This is a genomic window from Knoellia sp. LjRoot47 (assembly GCF_964253435.1).
GTDB lineage: Bacteria > Actinomycetota > Actinomycetes > Actinomycetales > Dermatophilaceae > Knoellia.
Window position 1 is genome coordinate 1,478,432 of the sequence record NZ_CAXUQS020000001.1, and the last position, 14,125, is coordinate 1,492,556.

Consider the following 14,125-nt stretch of genomic DNA (forward strand, 5'->3'; position numbering starts at 1 on the left):
CACATCGGTGCCATGCTCCTTGCCATGAACGCGCGCCGGACGCCCCGAACGGTCCAGCTCGGCGTCGGGGCCTGCGCCCTGGCGCTGGCCCTCGTCGCGAGCGGAGGGGCCGCCTCGGCGCAGGGTCCGGCGGGCCACCCGGCGCCCCGTCCGGAGTCGGTGCCGCCGGCCGACTCGCCGCAGGTGACGCAGCGCGGCCCCGAGCCCGGCCAGCTGGTCCTCAGCGCGGCGGACACCCGCACCATCCCGCAGCGGCTGGCCGCCGCCGGCGCCGACCCGGCGCTGGGCAGCAGGGTGAGCGCGCTCGTCATCGACCCGGACACCGGCGCGACCGTCTACCAACGCAACTCCACGCTGTCGCTCCTGCCCGCGTCGAACATGAAGCTCGACACCGCGTTCGTCGCGCTGTCGAGCATGTCGCACACCCAACAGTTCACGACGACCGTGCGGACCAACGCCGCCCACAGCGTCGTCTGGATCGTCGGTGGCGGCGACCCGGCGCTCAGCGCGACCTCGGTCCGGGCCCTGGCGAGCGCGACCCGTTCGGCCCTCGTCGCCAAGGGAGTGAAGACGGTCGCGGTCCGGGTGGACGACTCGATCTTCCCGGCACCCACGTCGGCCACGGGGTGGAAGGCCAGCTACGTCCCCGGCGACGTGGCCCCGGTGCGCGCGCTCGTCGTCGACGGCCACGACGTCATGGACACCTCCATCGACGCGGCCCTCGGCTTCGGAGCCGCCCTCAAGCGCCTCGGCATCGGGGTGTCGTCGACCGCGCGGGCCTCGGCGTCACCGGCGACGATCACCCTGTCCAGCGTCCGCTCTCCCTACGTGCGCTCGCTCGCGGCGACCCTCATCAACACGTCCAACAACGACTACGGGGAGAATCTCCACCGCCAGTCGGCGCGGCTCAACGGCAAGGGTGCGACGTGGTCGGCCGCGAACGCTCACGCCCTTGCGACCATCCGCGCCCGCGGGGCCATCACGACGGGAAGCGCGACCTACGACGGCTCCGGCCTCTCTCGGTCGGACCGCCTCACTGCGCAGAACCTCGCGAGCCTGCTCCGGCGTGTGCACCAGACGCCGACCGTGCGCGACGTCCTCTACAGCTCGTCGGGCATGCCGACGGCCGGCGTCTCCGGGACCCTCAAGGATCGCTTCGCGACGGCGGACACCCGGTGCGCCCGCGGCAAGGTCCGGGCCAAGACGGGGTGGCTCAGCGACGTCGTCTCGCTCTCGGGGACGGCGTACGGGGTCGACGGCAAGCAGCGCATCTTCGCGATCATCGAGAACGGAGCGCCGGACCCGGCGCGGGCGCGGCTGGCCATCGAGCGCTTCGCGACCGCGGCGACCGGGTGCAACCCGGGCTGAGGGGTCAGTGCCCCCAGGTCTCCTCGACCGTGGCCTCGAGGATGCCGCGCCGCCGGAGGTCCGTGGTGCGGTCCGAGTCCAGGGGCCCGCGCCGGTGCCGCGACAGCTGTCCGGGAAGGGGTGCGCCGAGCGCCGTCATGAGCGCGCGCAGGGCTCGGTCGGGGCTCGTCGCCTCTCCCAGGACGCGGGCGACCGGAGCGGCGTCGACCTCGAGCGCTGAGGCCAGCTGTGACGAGACGGTCCGTGCGTCCGCGGCCGGCAGGTCGTTGACCTCGCCGGACGTCCATCCGACGCGCGCGGTGCGACGTCCGCCCTGCCAGAGCTGCACGCCGGTGCGCAGGTCGCCCACGACGACGAGCAGTGCCGGGCCGAGCGCGCTGGCCTCCTCGGCCACGCGCTCGAGCGCTGCCTGGTGAGGCTCGCCGACGTCGACGAGCGACCAGCCGGGACGCTCGCTGTCGACGAGCCGCACCCGGGTCCGCGCCCAGACGACCGGTCGCTGCAGCTCGGCGGCGCTCGCGCGGACGAGCAGGACCATCGAGCTCACGACGCGCCGGCCGCCATCGTGACGATGTGCGAGCGGTAGGTGAGGAACTCGTCCCGGGCGTCGCCCCAGTAGCGCCACGGGTAGGCCGCTGCGTGCTCGCCCATGGCGCGCACCTGCTCGTAGGCCTCGTCACCGCGCTCGAGGTGGAAGAGGACCCGGGCGAGGGTGCCGCGGGTCCGGGCCGTGAGGTGGTGGCCGGCGTCGGGGTTGGCGTCGAGCCAGCCCTGCGCCCGGGCGATGGCCTCGTCGACGCGGTCCGGGTTCGAGGTCAGGGCGGAGGGCTCGGCAGCCAGGTGCTCGAGCACGGCGTCGAGCAGCAGCGACTGCACCCGTGCCTCTCGTGGTGCGGCGTCGACGCTCGCCTGCGCGAAGTCGTACATCTCCTCGTGCGACCCGAACCACTTCGCGCACACGAACTGCATCGCCTCCCACCGCGCGCCGTAGTGGTGCGGGTCCGCGCCGTCGAGCTCGCGCAGGCACTCGTCGAAGACCGTGCGGTCGTGCTCGGTGCCGCGGCAGTGCCGCAGCGCCACCGCCCACGGCACGGGGTCGCCCGGAGAGCCCGCCACGGCCTGCCGGATGCGCTCGGTCGCCTCCTCGAGCGTGCGGCCGAAGGCCTCGAACTGCTCGCGGCTCACCTGGCTCGCGTCGTCGTTCGACCGCTGCTCCCACGCCAGCTCGACCCGGCGGCGCGCGTCGACGACGGCGAGGTCGGGGTTCTCGGGGTCGGCCGCCGCCCACGACTCGAGCCAGTCCGGTGACCTCAGGGTGAGGTGGGCGAGGGTGTGCACGTCGCTGTCGCGGTCCTCCCAGGCGCGTGACTCCCGACTGCCTGCGAGCAGCTCGGCGGCGGGCTCGTGCTTCCCGTCGAGCGCCGCGTCGACGGCCGGCTGACCCGCGTCCGAGGGCGCGTCGATGACCACCGCATCGTCGGGGGCGAGTCCGGCGGCGAACTCGTCGCCGTGCTCGAGGTAGGCCTTCGCGGCCTTGATCTTCTTGAACATCCCGTCTCCCCTGGTCGTCGGTGTCTCGCACGCTAGACCCGGTGGGGACGCTCGCCCCGGACTCGCGAGGGACCATCCTTCGCGTCTCGGATCCGAGACGGTATGCCGGGTGCGCGCCTGTCGCGGACGGCATACCTGCGGTGTGCTTGGGGGATGACGCACACCCAGACCCAGCAGCACCCGGTCGTCGTCGGCGGCGGTCGGCTGAGCATCGACGACGTCGTCCGAGTGGCGCGGCACGGTGCGACCGTCGAGCTGAGCCCTACGGCGCTCGAGTCGGTGCGGGCGACCCGCGCGACGATCGAGGGCCTGGCCGAGGACACGGTGGCGCACTACGGCGTCTCGACCGGCTTCGGGGCGCTCGCCACCCGGCACATCCCCGTGGAGCTGCGCGCCCAGCTGCAGCGCTCGCTCGTGCGCTCGCACGCCGCCGGCGCCGGGCCGGAGGTCGAGCGCGAGGTCGTGCGCGCCCTCATGCTGCTGCGCATCAACACCCTCGCCACCGCGCGCACCGGCGTGCGGGCCGTGACACTCGAGACCTACCTCGCCATCCTCAACGCGGGCATCACGCCCGTCGTCCACGAGTACGGCTCGCTCGGCTGCTCCGGCGACCTCGCCCCGCTCTCGCACTGCGCGCTCGCGCTCATGGGTGAGGGCCTGGTGCGCGACGACGACGGCGAGGTCATGGAGGCGGGCGAAGCCCTGTCCGCAGCCGGGATCGAGCCGGTCGAGCTCGCCGAGAAGGAGGGCTTGGCCCTCATCAACGGCACCGACGGCATGCTCGGCATGCTCTGCCTCGCGATCGCCGACCTGCGCCAGCTCGTGACCACCGCGGACATCTCAGCCGCGATGAGCGTCGAGGGGCTGCTCGGCACCGACGACGTCTTCGCCGCCGACCTGCACGACCTGCGTCCGCAACCGGGGCAGGCCCGGTCGGCCGAGAACATGCGGAAGGTGCTGGCGCACAGCCCGATCCGCGACTCGCACCGCGACCCCGCGGCGTGCACGCGGGTCCAGGACGCGTACTCGCTGCGGTGCGCACCGCAGGTCGCCGGGGGAGCTCGCGACACCATCGACCACGCCTCGCGCGTCGCCGAGTGGGAGCTCGCCTCGGCGATCGACAACCCGGTGGTCACGCTCGACGGCCGGGTCGAGTCCAACGGCAACTTCCACGGAGCACCCGTGGCCTACGTCCTTGACTTCCTTGCGATCGTCGCCGCCGACCTCGCCTCGATCTCGGAGCGCCGCACCGACCGGTTCCTCGACAAGGCCCGCAACAACGGCCTGCCGCCCTTCCTCGCCGACGACCCCGGCGTCGACTCCGGACTGATGATCGCGCAGTACACCCAGGCCGCGATGGTCTCGGAGATGAAGCGCCTCGCCGTGCCTGCATCGGTGGACTCCATCCCGAGCAGCGCGATGCAGGAGGACCACGTCTCGATGGGCTGGTCCGCCGCCCGCAAGCTGCGCCGCTCGGTCGACGCGCTGACCCGGGTCGTGGCGATCGAGCTCGTCGCCGCGGCTCGCGGCATCCAGCTGCGGGCGCCACTGCAGCCGGCTCCCGCCTCCGCGGCCGTCATCGCCGCCCTCGCCGAGGCCGGCAACGTCGCGCCCGGGCCCGACCGCTTCCTCGCACCCGACCTCGAGGCGGCCTACGAGGCGGTGCTCGACGGGACCGTGGTGACCGCCGCCGAGGCCGTCACCGGCCGGCTCAACTGATTCACACGGCATACCGAATCGCCTTGAAGGAGAACGTCATGGAAGGTGCTCGTCCCGTCCGCGCCCCGCGCGGCACGTCCCTGACCCACGCCACCCACTGGGGTACGGAGGCTCCGCTGCGGATGCTCATGAACAACCTCGACCCCGAGGTCGCCGAGCGTCCCGACGACCTCGTCGTCTACGGCGGGACCGGTCGCGCGGCTCGCGACTGGAAGAGCTTCGACGCGATGGTCCGCACGCTGAGCACGCTCAAGCAGGACGAGACGATGCTCGTGCAGTCCGGTCGCCCTGTCGGTGTCATGCAGACGCACGAGTGGGCGCCGCGCGTCCTCATCGCCAACTCCAACCTCGTCGGCGACTGGGCGACCTGGCCCGAGTTCCGCCGGCTCGAGCACCTCGGACTGACGATGTACGGCCAGATGACGGCCGGGTCGTGGATCTACATCGGCACGCAGGGCATCGTCCAGGGCACCTACGAGACCTTCGCCGCGGTGGCGGAGAAGCGTTTCGGCGGAACCCTCGCCGGCACCCTCACCCTCACCGGCGGCTGTGGTGGCATGGGCGGCGCGCAGCCGCTGGCGGTAACGATGAACGGCGGCGCCTGCCTCATCGTCGACGTCGACGAGTCCCGGCTGCGGCGCCGGGTCGAGCACCGCTACCTCGACGAGGTCGCCTCGTCGCTCGACGACGCCGTCGAGAAGGCGCTCGCGGCCAAGGACTCGAAGCGCGGCTGGTCCGTGGGAGTCGTCGGCAACGCGGCGGAGGTCTTCCCCGAGCTGCTCCGGCGCGGTGTGCCGATCGACATCGTCACCGACCAGACGTCGGCGCACGACCCGCTGTCCTACCTCCCCGAGGGGGTCTCGCTCGAGGAGTGGCACGAGTACGCCGAGAAGAAGCCCGAGGAGTTCACCGACCGGGCGCGCGCCTCGATGGCCGCACAGGTGCAGGCGATGGTCGAGTTCCAGGACGGCGGCGCCGAGGTCTTCGACTACGGCAACTCGATCCGCGACGAGGCCCGCCAGGGCGGCTACGACCGCGCGTTCGACTTCCCCGGGTTCGTGCCGGCCTACATCCGTCCCCTGTTCTGCGAGGGCAAGGGACCGTTCCGCTGGGCAGCGCTCTCGGGCGACCCCAAGGACATCGCGGCGACCGACCGTGCTGTGCTCGACCTCTTCCCGGACAACGAGCGGCTGCACACGTGGATCAAGGGTGCGCAGGAGCGGATCGCGTTCCAAGGCCTGCCTGCTCGCATCTGCTGGCTGGGTCAGGGTGAGCGCGACAAGGCGGGTCTCGCGATCAACGAGCTGGTCCGCACCGGTGAGGTGAGCGCGCCGATCGTCATCGGCCGCGACCACCTCGACACGGGGTCCGTCGCCTCGCCCTACCGCGAGACCGAGTCGATGGCGGACGGGTCCGACGCCATCGCCGACTGGCCGCTGCTCAACGCGCTCGTCAACACCTCGTCGGGTGCCTCCTGGGTCTCGATCCACCACGGCGGCGGCGTCGGCATGGGCCGGTCGCTGCACGCCGGGCAGGTCTCGCTCGCCGACGGCACCCCACTCGCTGCCGAGAAGCTCGCGCGCGTCCTCACCAACGACCCGGCGATGGGCGTCATCCGCCACGTCGACGCGGGCTACGACATCGCCGACCGGACCGCTGCCGAGCAGGGCGTCCGGATCCCGATGCGCGAGGGCTGAGGCTGGCCCCCAGCTTGTACTCCCCATGAGGGAACCTTGAGGGTCCGGACGGAACATGTCCCTCCGGACCCTCAACCTTTCCTCCGTTTGCCGTGCGCAGGTCAGCCGTCGAGGACCGGCCAGCGCTCCCACTGGGCGGAGAGCTGGCCGGCGCGCACGTCCGGTTCGGCCGAGCTCGGGACCTCGCGTTGCTGCCACGTGCGACCCCAGTCGGTGCTGATGTGGAGCTGGGCGGCCAGCCGCCCGGCCGCGTCGACACCGACGGAGTAGATCGCGATCGCACCGTCGAGACCGTTGGCGACGACGCCGGTGGCGGACGATCCGGAGCCGTCGATCCGGTGCCGTTGCTTGCGGCCACTCGGCTCGATCCACACGGCGTCGAGACGGACGACGGTGCAGTCGGCGACAGCGGCGACGCCCCAGGGGCCGTTGCTCCCCGCCTGCCCCCAACGGGTCGACTCCACCACCTCACCCGGCTCGACGGGACCGGTCGACACCGCCGCGAGGCCGACCGGGCGGGTGCTCGGGCGGCCGGACTCGGGCCAGCAGGCCGGGGCTCGCTCGTCCGTGCCGCCGGCTGCTGCTCGCGTGCTCCCGTGTGCGCCGACTGGACCGGCCGGCGTCCCGTCGGGCGTGACGACGGACCACCCGAGGGCGAGGGCGAGGGCCGCGACCGCGACCCACCCCGCCCTCGCGGTGGCTCGCGGGTCGGAGCCGTCGAGCGCGCGCGAGACCCAGTCCCGGACCTGGCCCGTCAGTCCTGTCATCGCTGCTCCGTCGCTGCGGTGTGTTGCGTCACGCCCTGTCGACGGTACGCCCGCGGACACGTCAGGGGGAGGCGCGGGTCCCACGCTCTGCGTGGGCCGGCATACGCGCGGTTCGTGGCTCCCCGACCCTTGTGCGGCGCCCGCGGGCGGGAGGAAGGTGTGGTCATGAACCGCACCTCGGGTGCCGACGACGCACCTGCCCCCACGAGCCCGCAGCAGATCCGCAACGTCGTCCTCGTCGGTCCGCCGGGTGCGGGCAAGAGCACGCTGTTCGAGCACCTCGTCGCGGCGCGGGTCGAGGGGCGGCGACCGAGGGGCGAGGATCGGTCGTCCTCGACGGGCCTCGTGGCGGCGAGCTTCGCCAGCGGGGAGGTGGTGGTCAACCTCGTCGACACACCGGGCAACCCCGACTTCGTCGGCGAGGTGCGAGCAGGGCTGAGGGCGGCGGATGCCGCCCTCTTCGTCGTCTCGGGGGCGGACGGGGTGGACGAGGCGACGAGGATGCTGTGGCGGGAGTGCGCAGCGGTCGGTATGCCGCGTGCCGTCGTCGTGACGCGGCTCGAGCAGGCGCGGGCGGACTTCGACGAGACGCTCGCGACGTGCCGACGGGTCTTCGGCGACGCGCAACCGCTGGCACTGCCGGTGCAGCCGGATGGTCCCGCCACGACCGTGACCGGGCTCGTCGACCTGCTCGCGGCGGGGCAGGAGGCCACCGAGGAGGTGCTGGCCCGGCGCGCCGAGGTCGTCGAGGCGATCATCGAGGAGTCCGAGGACGACACGCTGCTCGAGCGCTACCTCGACGGCGAGGAGGTCGACGCCGCTGCGCTGCGCGAGGACCTGCACGCGGCCGTCGCCACAGGTCGCTTCTTCCCCGTCCTGCCGACCCACGCCACCAGCGGGATCGGGCTGGAGGAGGTGCTCGACCTCGTGGAGCACGGCCTTCCCTCACCCGCCGACGTCAGGCTGCCGCGGGTGTTCCGCACCAACGGGGGCGACTTCGGCGAGCTGTCCTGCGACCCCTCCGGGCCGCTCGTCGCCGAGGTGGTGCGGACGACGACCGACCCCTTCGTCGGGCGGCAGTCCCTCGTGCGAGTGTTCTCGGGGACGCTGCGCCCGGACGACCCGGTGCACGTGTCGGGCCACCTCCAGCAGTTCGCGGGCGAGGCGCTCGGCGGTCACCGCGACCACGACACCGACCTCGACCGCGTGGGTGCCCTGGCCGCACCCCTCGGTGACGAGTCGCAACCCAAGTCTCACGCCGTCGCCGGTGACCTCGTCCTCGTGGCCCGACTCGGGGCGGCCGAGACGACGGACACCCTCTCGTCGCCGTCGCGCCCCGCGCTCGTCGAGCCCTGGGTGCTCCCCGAACCGTTGCTGCCCGTGGCGATCCACGCCAGGAGCAAGGGCGACGAGGACAAGCTCGCGACGGTGCTGCAGTCGCTTGTCTCCGAGGACGTGGTGATGCGACTCGACCTCAACGACGAGACGCACCAGGTCGTCATCTGGGCCATGGGGCCGGCGCACGTGTCGCTGCTGACGACGTCGTTGGAGGAGCGTCACCACGTCGCGGTCGAGGCCGAGCCGCTGCGGACGGCCCTGCGGGAGACGTTCGTCGAGCCCTGCGACGCCCAGGGCCGGCAGGTCAAGCAGTCCGGTGGCCACGGGCAGTACGCCGTCTGCACGCTGAAGATCGAGCCGCTGCCGCGCGGCTCGGGGATCGAGTTCGTCGACAAGGTCGTCGGCGGTGCGGTGCCTCGCCAGTTCATCGCGTCGGTCGAGAAGGGTGCCCGCGCCCAGCTCGACAAGGGGGTGCTCGCCGGCTACCCGGCCGTCGACGTCCGGGTCACCCTCGTCGACGGCAAGGCGCACTCGGTCGACTCCTCGGACATGGCGTTCCAGACCGCGGCCGGTCTGGCCCTGCGACAGGTGGCCAACGAGACCACGGTGGCGATGCTCGAGCCGATCGACGCGGTCGACATCGACGTCGCCGACGTCTCGGTGGGTCCGGTGCTCGCCGACCTGCGTGGTCGGCGCGGCCAGGTCCACGGCACCGAGCCGTCGCAGCACGACGGTCGCACGGTGATCCACGCGGAGGTGCCCGCGCTCGAGCTGTCGCGCTATCCGATCGACCTGCGGTCGGTGTCGCACGGTACCGGGACGTTCACCCGCAGGTTCGCCCGCTACGACTACCTGCCGCCGCAGCTCGTCAAGGACGTCGTGGCCGGGAGTCGCTGAGGGGGTGCTCGGACGGGTTCAGGCGGGGTCGGTGACGTCGACGACGTCGGCGCCCAGTGCGGACACCACGTCGTCGGCGGCCAGCGTCACGGACGTCCCGTGCGCGCCGGCGCCCATCGAGATGGTCCGGCCGGGGACCGTGGCGTCGGCGATGACCGGCCAGGCGGTCGTCGACCCGAACGGCGTGATCGTGCCGCGCTCGTATCGGTCGCGTCGCGCGCCTTGTCGGCCGGCGGCATCGACAGCCGGTTGACGCCGAGGTGGGCGCGCAGCTTGGGCCACGAGATCTCGCGGTCGCCGGGCACGAGGACGAAGACGTAGTCGCCCGATCCACGTCGCACCACGAGCGACTTGACGATGTCGCGCGGCTCGATGCCACGCTGCCTCGCGGCCTCGGCGAGGGAGGACGCCCGCTCGGTCGCGACGACGATCCGGTGCTCCACGCCGCTGGCCTCGAGCGCCTCGCGCGCCCGACGCGCGCCCTCGACCTCACCGGTTCCCGTGCCGCCATCGCTCATGCCACGACTCTAGATGCGGGTGCGCGTCGCGTGGTCTCGGATCCGAGACAGGGAATCGGCGCGGTCACGCGCCCCGCCCCCGCGTGGGGGTGTGGAATGGGGTCGTGGCCCGACGACGAGGACGGAAGAGGCAGCGGTGACCTTCAGCTCGATGTGGCGAGACCTCACGCCGATCGGCCGTGACGCCTCCTCCGGTGGCTACCGGCGCTTCGCCTGGACGCGGGAGGACGCCACGCTGCGCGAGTGGTTCGCCGCCGAGGCCGAGCACCGCGGGCTCGACCTCACCGTCGACCGGGTCGGCAACCAGTGGGCGTGGTGGGGCGACCCCGACGCCGCGCTCGCCGCAGGCCGCCCCGGCGTCGTCACCGGGTCGCACCTCGACTCCGTACCCGATGGCGGCGCGTTCGACGGGCCGCTCGGTGTCGTGTCGGCGCTGGCCGCGGTCGATGCGTTGCGGGACAGCGGCTTCGAGCCCGAGCGGCCCATCGGCGTCGTCAACTTCGTCGACGAGGAGGGCGCCCGCTTCGGTGTCGCCTGCGCCGGCTCGCGCGTCCTCACGGGGGCGATGACGGCCGACCGCGCGCGCTCGCTCACGGACGGCGAGGGCATCTCGATGGCCGAGGCGCTGAGCGCCTCCGGCCGCGACCCGCACGAGCTCGGCCCCGACGCCGAGAGCGTGCGCCGCATCGGCACCTTCGTCGAGCTCCACGTCGAGCAGGGCCGCCATCTCTCCACGCTCGACACCGACACCCCGGTCGCGGTGGGCAGCGACATCTGGCCGCACGGACGGTGGCGGATCCGGACCCTTGGCGAGGCCAACCACGCGGGCACGACCCGCCTGCAGGACCGGGACGACGCGATGCTCGGCTTCGCCGCCGCCGTCATCGCCGCGCGGCGCGCCGCTGAGACCCACGGGTGTGTGGCGACGGTCGGCAAGGTGGCCGTCACCCCCGGTGGCGTCAACGCCCTCCCGAGTGAGGTGACCGGCTGGCTCGACGCCCGCGGGGCCGACGAGGACGCGGTGCGCGCCGTCGTCGCCGACGTCACCGAGGTCGTCGACGAGTTCGGCGGGCTCGTCGTCGAGGACTCGTGGACCGGCTCGACGCCCTTCGACCCGGGACTGGCGCGCCGGATCGCGACCCGGCTCGGCGGCATACCCGTCATCGGGACCGGTGCGGGACACGACGCGGGCATCCTCGCCAACGCGGGTGTCCCCACGGCGATGCTCTTCGTCCGCAACCCGACCGGCATCTCTCACTCCCCGGAGGAGTTCGCGACGTCCGAGGACTGCCTCGCCGGCGTCGACGCGTTGACCACGGTGCTCACCGACCTGGCGGGAGCGCACGCGTGACGGCCTACTGGTGCGAGCACGCACAGCTGCCGGACAAGGTCCACCGGGGCGTGCGGGTCGTCGTCGCCGACGGCCGGATCACCGAGGTCGTCGCCGACGCGAAGCCGGCCGACGGGGACGTTCGGCTGCGGGGCATCGTGCTGCCCGGGCTCGCCAACGCCCACAGCCACGCCTTCCACCGGATGCTGCGGGGGCGCACCCACGCGGACGGGGGCAACTTCTGGTCGTGGCGCGACCAGATGTATGCCGTGACCGCTCGACTCACGCCGGACACCTACTTCGCCCTCGCGAGAGGGGTGTTCGTGGAGATGGTGGCAGCCGGCTACACCGTCGTCGGCGAGTTCCACTACCTGCACCACGCCCCGGGTGGACGTCGTTACGACGACCCCAACGCCATGGGGGAGGCGCTGGTCGCCGCGGCGGGCGAGGTCGGGATCAGGCTCACCCTGCTCGACACGTGCTACCTCACGGGTGGTCTGAGTGCCGACGGCCACCTGCCTCTCGACGAGGTGCAGACCCGGTTCTCCGACGGGTCGGTGCAGGCCTGGGCCGAACGGGTGGAGGCGTTGCAGGAGAGCGACACCGTGCGCATCGGGGCTGCGGCCCACTCGGTGCGTGCCCTCACCGGGGAGCAGCTCGCGGAGTTCGCGAAAGTCGTCGGAGACCGGCCGGTCCACGCCCACGTCAGCGAGCAGATCGCCGAGAACCTCGCGACGCAGATGGCCTACGGCGCGAGCCCCGTCGAGCACCTCACCGACGCCGGGCTGCTCGGCGAGCGGTTCACCGCCGTCCACGCGACGCACCTGTCCGAGGACGACCTCGACCTCATGGGCCGGTCCGGTGCCGGAGCCTGCTTCTGCCCCACGACCGAGCGCGACCTCGCCGACGGCGTCGGGCCCGGGTGCGAGCTCGCCGAGCGCGACGTGCCGATCAGCCTCGGCTCCGACCAGCACGCCGTGATCGACCCGTTCGAGGAGATGCGCGGCATCGAGATGCACGAGCGGCTCAAGAGCCACGAGCGCGGCCGCTTCCCGGTCGCCTCGCTGCTCGAGATGGGCACCGCCGCGGGCTATCGGAGCCTCGGCTGGGACGGCGGACGGATCGCGGTCGGGGCCGTGGCCGACCTCGTCGCAGTCCGGACCGACAGCCGGCGCACGAGCGGGGTCGGGCTCGGACAGGTGATCTTCGGTGCGACCGGGGCCGACGTCACCGATGTCGTCGTCGGGGGTCGGCGCATCGTGTCCGGTGGGGTCCACCCGATGGGCCCGGTGGACGACGTCATCGCCGAGTCCATCGCGGCCGTCCGGGTGGGGCAGTGACAGCGACCGCGGTCGTCGGGATCGGCGAGCTCGTCACCTGTGACGGCTCCGGCGACTCGGGGCTCGGGCTGCGGACCGACGCCGCACTCGTCGTCGACGACGGACACGTTGCGTGGGTCGGCGACGCCGCCGACGTCCCCGACGCCGACCACCGGATCGACCTCGAGGGACGCGCTGTCCTACCCGGGTTCGTCGACAGCCACAGCCACCTCGTCTTCGACGGTGACCGCGCCGCCGAGTTCGCCGCGCGGATGACGGGCGAGCGCTATGACGGTGGCGGGATCGGGGTCTCCGTCGGTGCCACACGCGCGGCCGACGACGTCCGGCTGCGTGGGCTCGTCGGTCGCCGCGTCGTCGAGATGCGCGCCCAGGGCACGACCACCGTCGAGATCAAGGGTGGCTACGGCCTCACCGTCGACGACGAGGCGCGGTCGCTGCGGATCGCCCGGGAGTTCACGACCGAGACCACCTTCCTCGGTGCCCACGTCGTGCCACCGGAGGCACGAGGTGACCGGGCGGCCTACGTCGAGCTCGTCACGGGACCGATGCTCGAGGCCTGTGCGCCGCACGCCCGGTGGGCCGACGTCTTCTGCGAGCCGAACTCGGCGCACGCCTTCACCGAGGACGAGTCACGCGCCGTCCTCACCGCTGCCCGCAACGCCGGGCTCGAGCTCCGGGTCCACGGCAACCAGCTCGGTCCCGGGCCCGGGGTGCAGATCGCCGTCGAGCTCGGCGCTGCCAGCGTCGACCACTGCACGTTCCTCTCCGCGGCGGACGTCGCGGTGCTCGTGGACGCGGCGGACACCACCGTCGCCACCCTGCTGCCCGGCGTCGAGTTCTCCACCCGGTCGCCCTACCCCGACGCTCGCGCCCTGATCGACGCCGGTGTGAGCGTCGCGCTCGCCAGCGACTGCAACCCCGGCACGTGCTACTCGAGCTCGATGCCGTTCGTCATCGCCCTCGCCGTGCGCGAGATGGGGATGACGCCGGGTGAGGCGGTCTGGGCCGCGACGCGCGGTTCGGCGAAGGCGTTGCGGCGCGACGATGTCGGCCGCATCACCGTGGGGGGACCGGCCGACCTCACCGTGCTCGACGCGCCGAGCCACCTGCACCTCGCCTATCGCGCCGGTGTCCCGATCGCCTCGACCCTGGTCACCCGCAGCGACGGATGGGTGGGCTCTCCTCGCCCGTGAGGGGAACCCCGTCGCCGTCCCAGCCGTAGTCGACGACGTGGCTGTGTGCCAGGACTCTCACGGTGGCGTCGATGAGCAGCCCGATCTGCCCGGAGGCCGCGAGGACTTCTCTGTGGCTCACCTGCGGTGGGATGGTCACACCAATGACGACCCAGGACCCCACGCCCTCGCAGCCGTCAGCCACGTCCCCGTAGAGCCGGGGCTCGCTCACCCCGGCCCGCGAGAGCAGGCCGAGGACCTCGTCCAGGTGTGTGGAGAGGCGGCGCCCGATAGGCCCGGGGAACGGCGTGCCCTGGGCAGGCGCCTCGCTCACCGCCCCGCTCGCTCCGTCGCCGCTCCGGAGGGTCCACTCGAGCTCGTATCCGCACGCCGCCACGAGACGCTCCAGTGCGGCGACCGTGGGCTGC

11 protein-coding genes and 1 pseudogene are annotated in these 14,125 nt (G+C 73.0%); 7 read left to right on the forward strand and 5 right to left on the reverse strand.

What is annotated here, in order from left to right:
• The first annotated feature begins 24 nt into the window (after nucleotides 1-24).
• Nucleotides 25-1,368: a D-alanyl-D-alanine carboxypeptidase/D-alanyl-D-alanine-endopeptidase gene (locus tag ACSQ11_RS07195; RefSeq protein WP_436004427.1), complete on the forward strand. Its 1,344-nt coding sequence runs from the start codon at nucleotides 25-27 to the stop codon at nucleotides 1,366-1,368.
• Between the two features lie 4 nt (nucleotides 1,369-1,372).
• Here the strand turns inward: ACSQ11_RS07195 and ACSQ11_RS07200 are convergent, their stop codons facing one another.
• On the reverse strand, nucleotides 1,373-1,915 hold the full coding sequence (locus ACSQ11_RS07200; RefSeq protein WP_436004429.1) for a hypothetical protein: 543 nt from the start codon (nucleotides 1,913-1,915) through the stop codon (nucleotides 1,373-1,375).
• Nucleotides 1,912-2,919 (reverse strand): hypothetical protein, encoded by a 1,008-nt coding sequence (locus ACSQ11_RS07205; protein WP_436004431.1) that lies wholly within the window; start codon nucleotides 2,917-2,919, stop codon nucleotides 1,912-1,914. The genes ACSQ11_RS07200 and ACSQ11_RS07205 overlap by 4 nt, the downstream gene beginning before the upstream one ends.
• 153 nt (nucleotides 2,920-3,072) lie before the next feature.
• Between ACSQ11_RS07205 and hutH the strand changes: the two genes are divergently transcribed.
• Nucleotides 3,073-4,638, forward strand: a complete 1,566-nt coding sequence (gene hutH / locus ACSQ11_RS07210) for a histidine ammonia-lyase (protein ID WP_436004433.1) — start codon at nucleotides 3,073-3,075, stop codon at nucleotides 4,636-4,638.
• Between the two features lie 38 nt (nucleotides 4,639-4,676).
• Nucleotides 4,677-6,335 (forward strand): urocanate hydratase, encoded by a 1,659-nt coding sequence (gene hutU / locus ACSQ11_RS07215; protein ID WP_436004435.1) that lies wholly within the window; start codon nucleotides 4,677-4,679, stop codon nucleotides 6,333-6,335.
• A gap of 101 nt (nucleotides 6,336-6,436) precedes the next feature.
• Here the strand turns inward: hutU and ACSQ11_RS07220 are convergent, their stop codons facing one another.
• Nucleotides 6,437-7,102 (reverse strand): hypothetical protein, encoded by a 666-nt coding sequence (locus ACSQ11_RS07220; protein ID WP_436004437.1) that lies wholly within the window; start codon nucleotides 7,100-7,102, stop codon nucleotides 6,437-6,439.
• 165 nt (nucleotides 7,103-7,267) lie between these two features.
• On the opposite strand from ACSQ11_RS07220, the gene ACSQ11_RS07225 reads away from it, so the two are divergent.
• A complete protein-coding gene (locus ACSQ11_RS07225; protein WP_436004439.1) occupies nucleotides 7,268-9,337 on the forward strand; it encodes an elongation factor G-like protein EF-G2 in 2,070 nt (689 codons plus the stop codon).
• Nucleotides 9,338-9,355: 18 nt separating this feature from the next.
• Here ACSQ11_RS07225 and ACSQ11_RS07230 read toward each other — a convergent pair.
• Nucleotides 9,356-9,855, reverse strand: a pseudogene (locus ACSQ11_RS07230) (aminoacyl-tRNA deacylase).
• Between the two features lie 151 nt (nucleotides 9,856-10,006).
• Between ACSQ11_RS07230 and ACSQ11_RS07235 the strand changes: the two are divergent.
• The 3 genes from ACSQ11_RS07235 to hutI are packed head-to-tail and all read left to right on the forward strand — an operon-like array spanning nucleotide 10,007 to nucleotide 13,718.
• On the forward strand, nucleotides 10,007-11,206 hold the full coding sequence (locus ACSQ11_RS07235; protein WP_436006719.1) for an allantoate amidohydrolase: 1,200 nt from the start codon (nucleotides 10,007-10,009) through the stop codon (nucleotides 11,204-11,206).
• On the forward strand, nucleotides 11,203-12,525 hold the full coding sequence (locus ACSQ11_RS07240; RefSeq protein ID WP_436004441.1) for a formimidoylglutamate deiminase: 1,323 nt from the start codon (nucleotides 11,203-11,205) through the stop codon (nucleotides 12,523-12,525). The genes ACSQ11_RS07235 and ACSQ11_RS07240 overlap by 4 nt, the downstream gene beginning before the upstream one ends.
• On the forward strand, nucleotides 12,522-13,718 hold the full coding sequence (hutI, locus tag ACSQ11_RS07245; protein WP_436004443.1) for an imidazolonepropionase: 1,197 nt from the start codon (nucleotides 12,522-12,524) through the stop codon (nucleotides 13,716-13,718). Before ACSQ11_RS07240 ends, hutI begins: the two co-directional genes overlap by 4 nt.
• On the opposite strand, the gene ACSQ11_RS07250 is transcribed toward hutI, so the two are convergent.
• Nucleotides 13,678-14,031, reverse strand: a complete 354-nt coding sequence (locus ACSQ11_RS07250) for a hypothetical protein (RefSeq protein WP_436006808.1) — start codon at nucleotides 14,029-14,031, stop codon at nucleotides 13,678-13,680. The two genes, hutI and ACSQ11_RS07250, sit on opposite strands and share 41 nt — an antisense overlap.
• Between the last annotated feature and the right edge of the window lie 94 nt (nucleotides 14,032-14,125).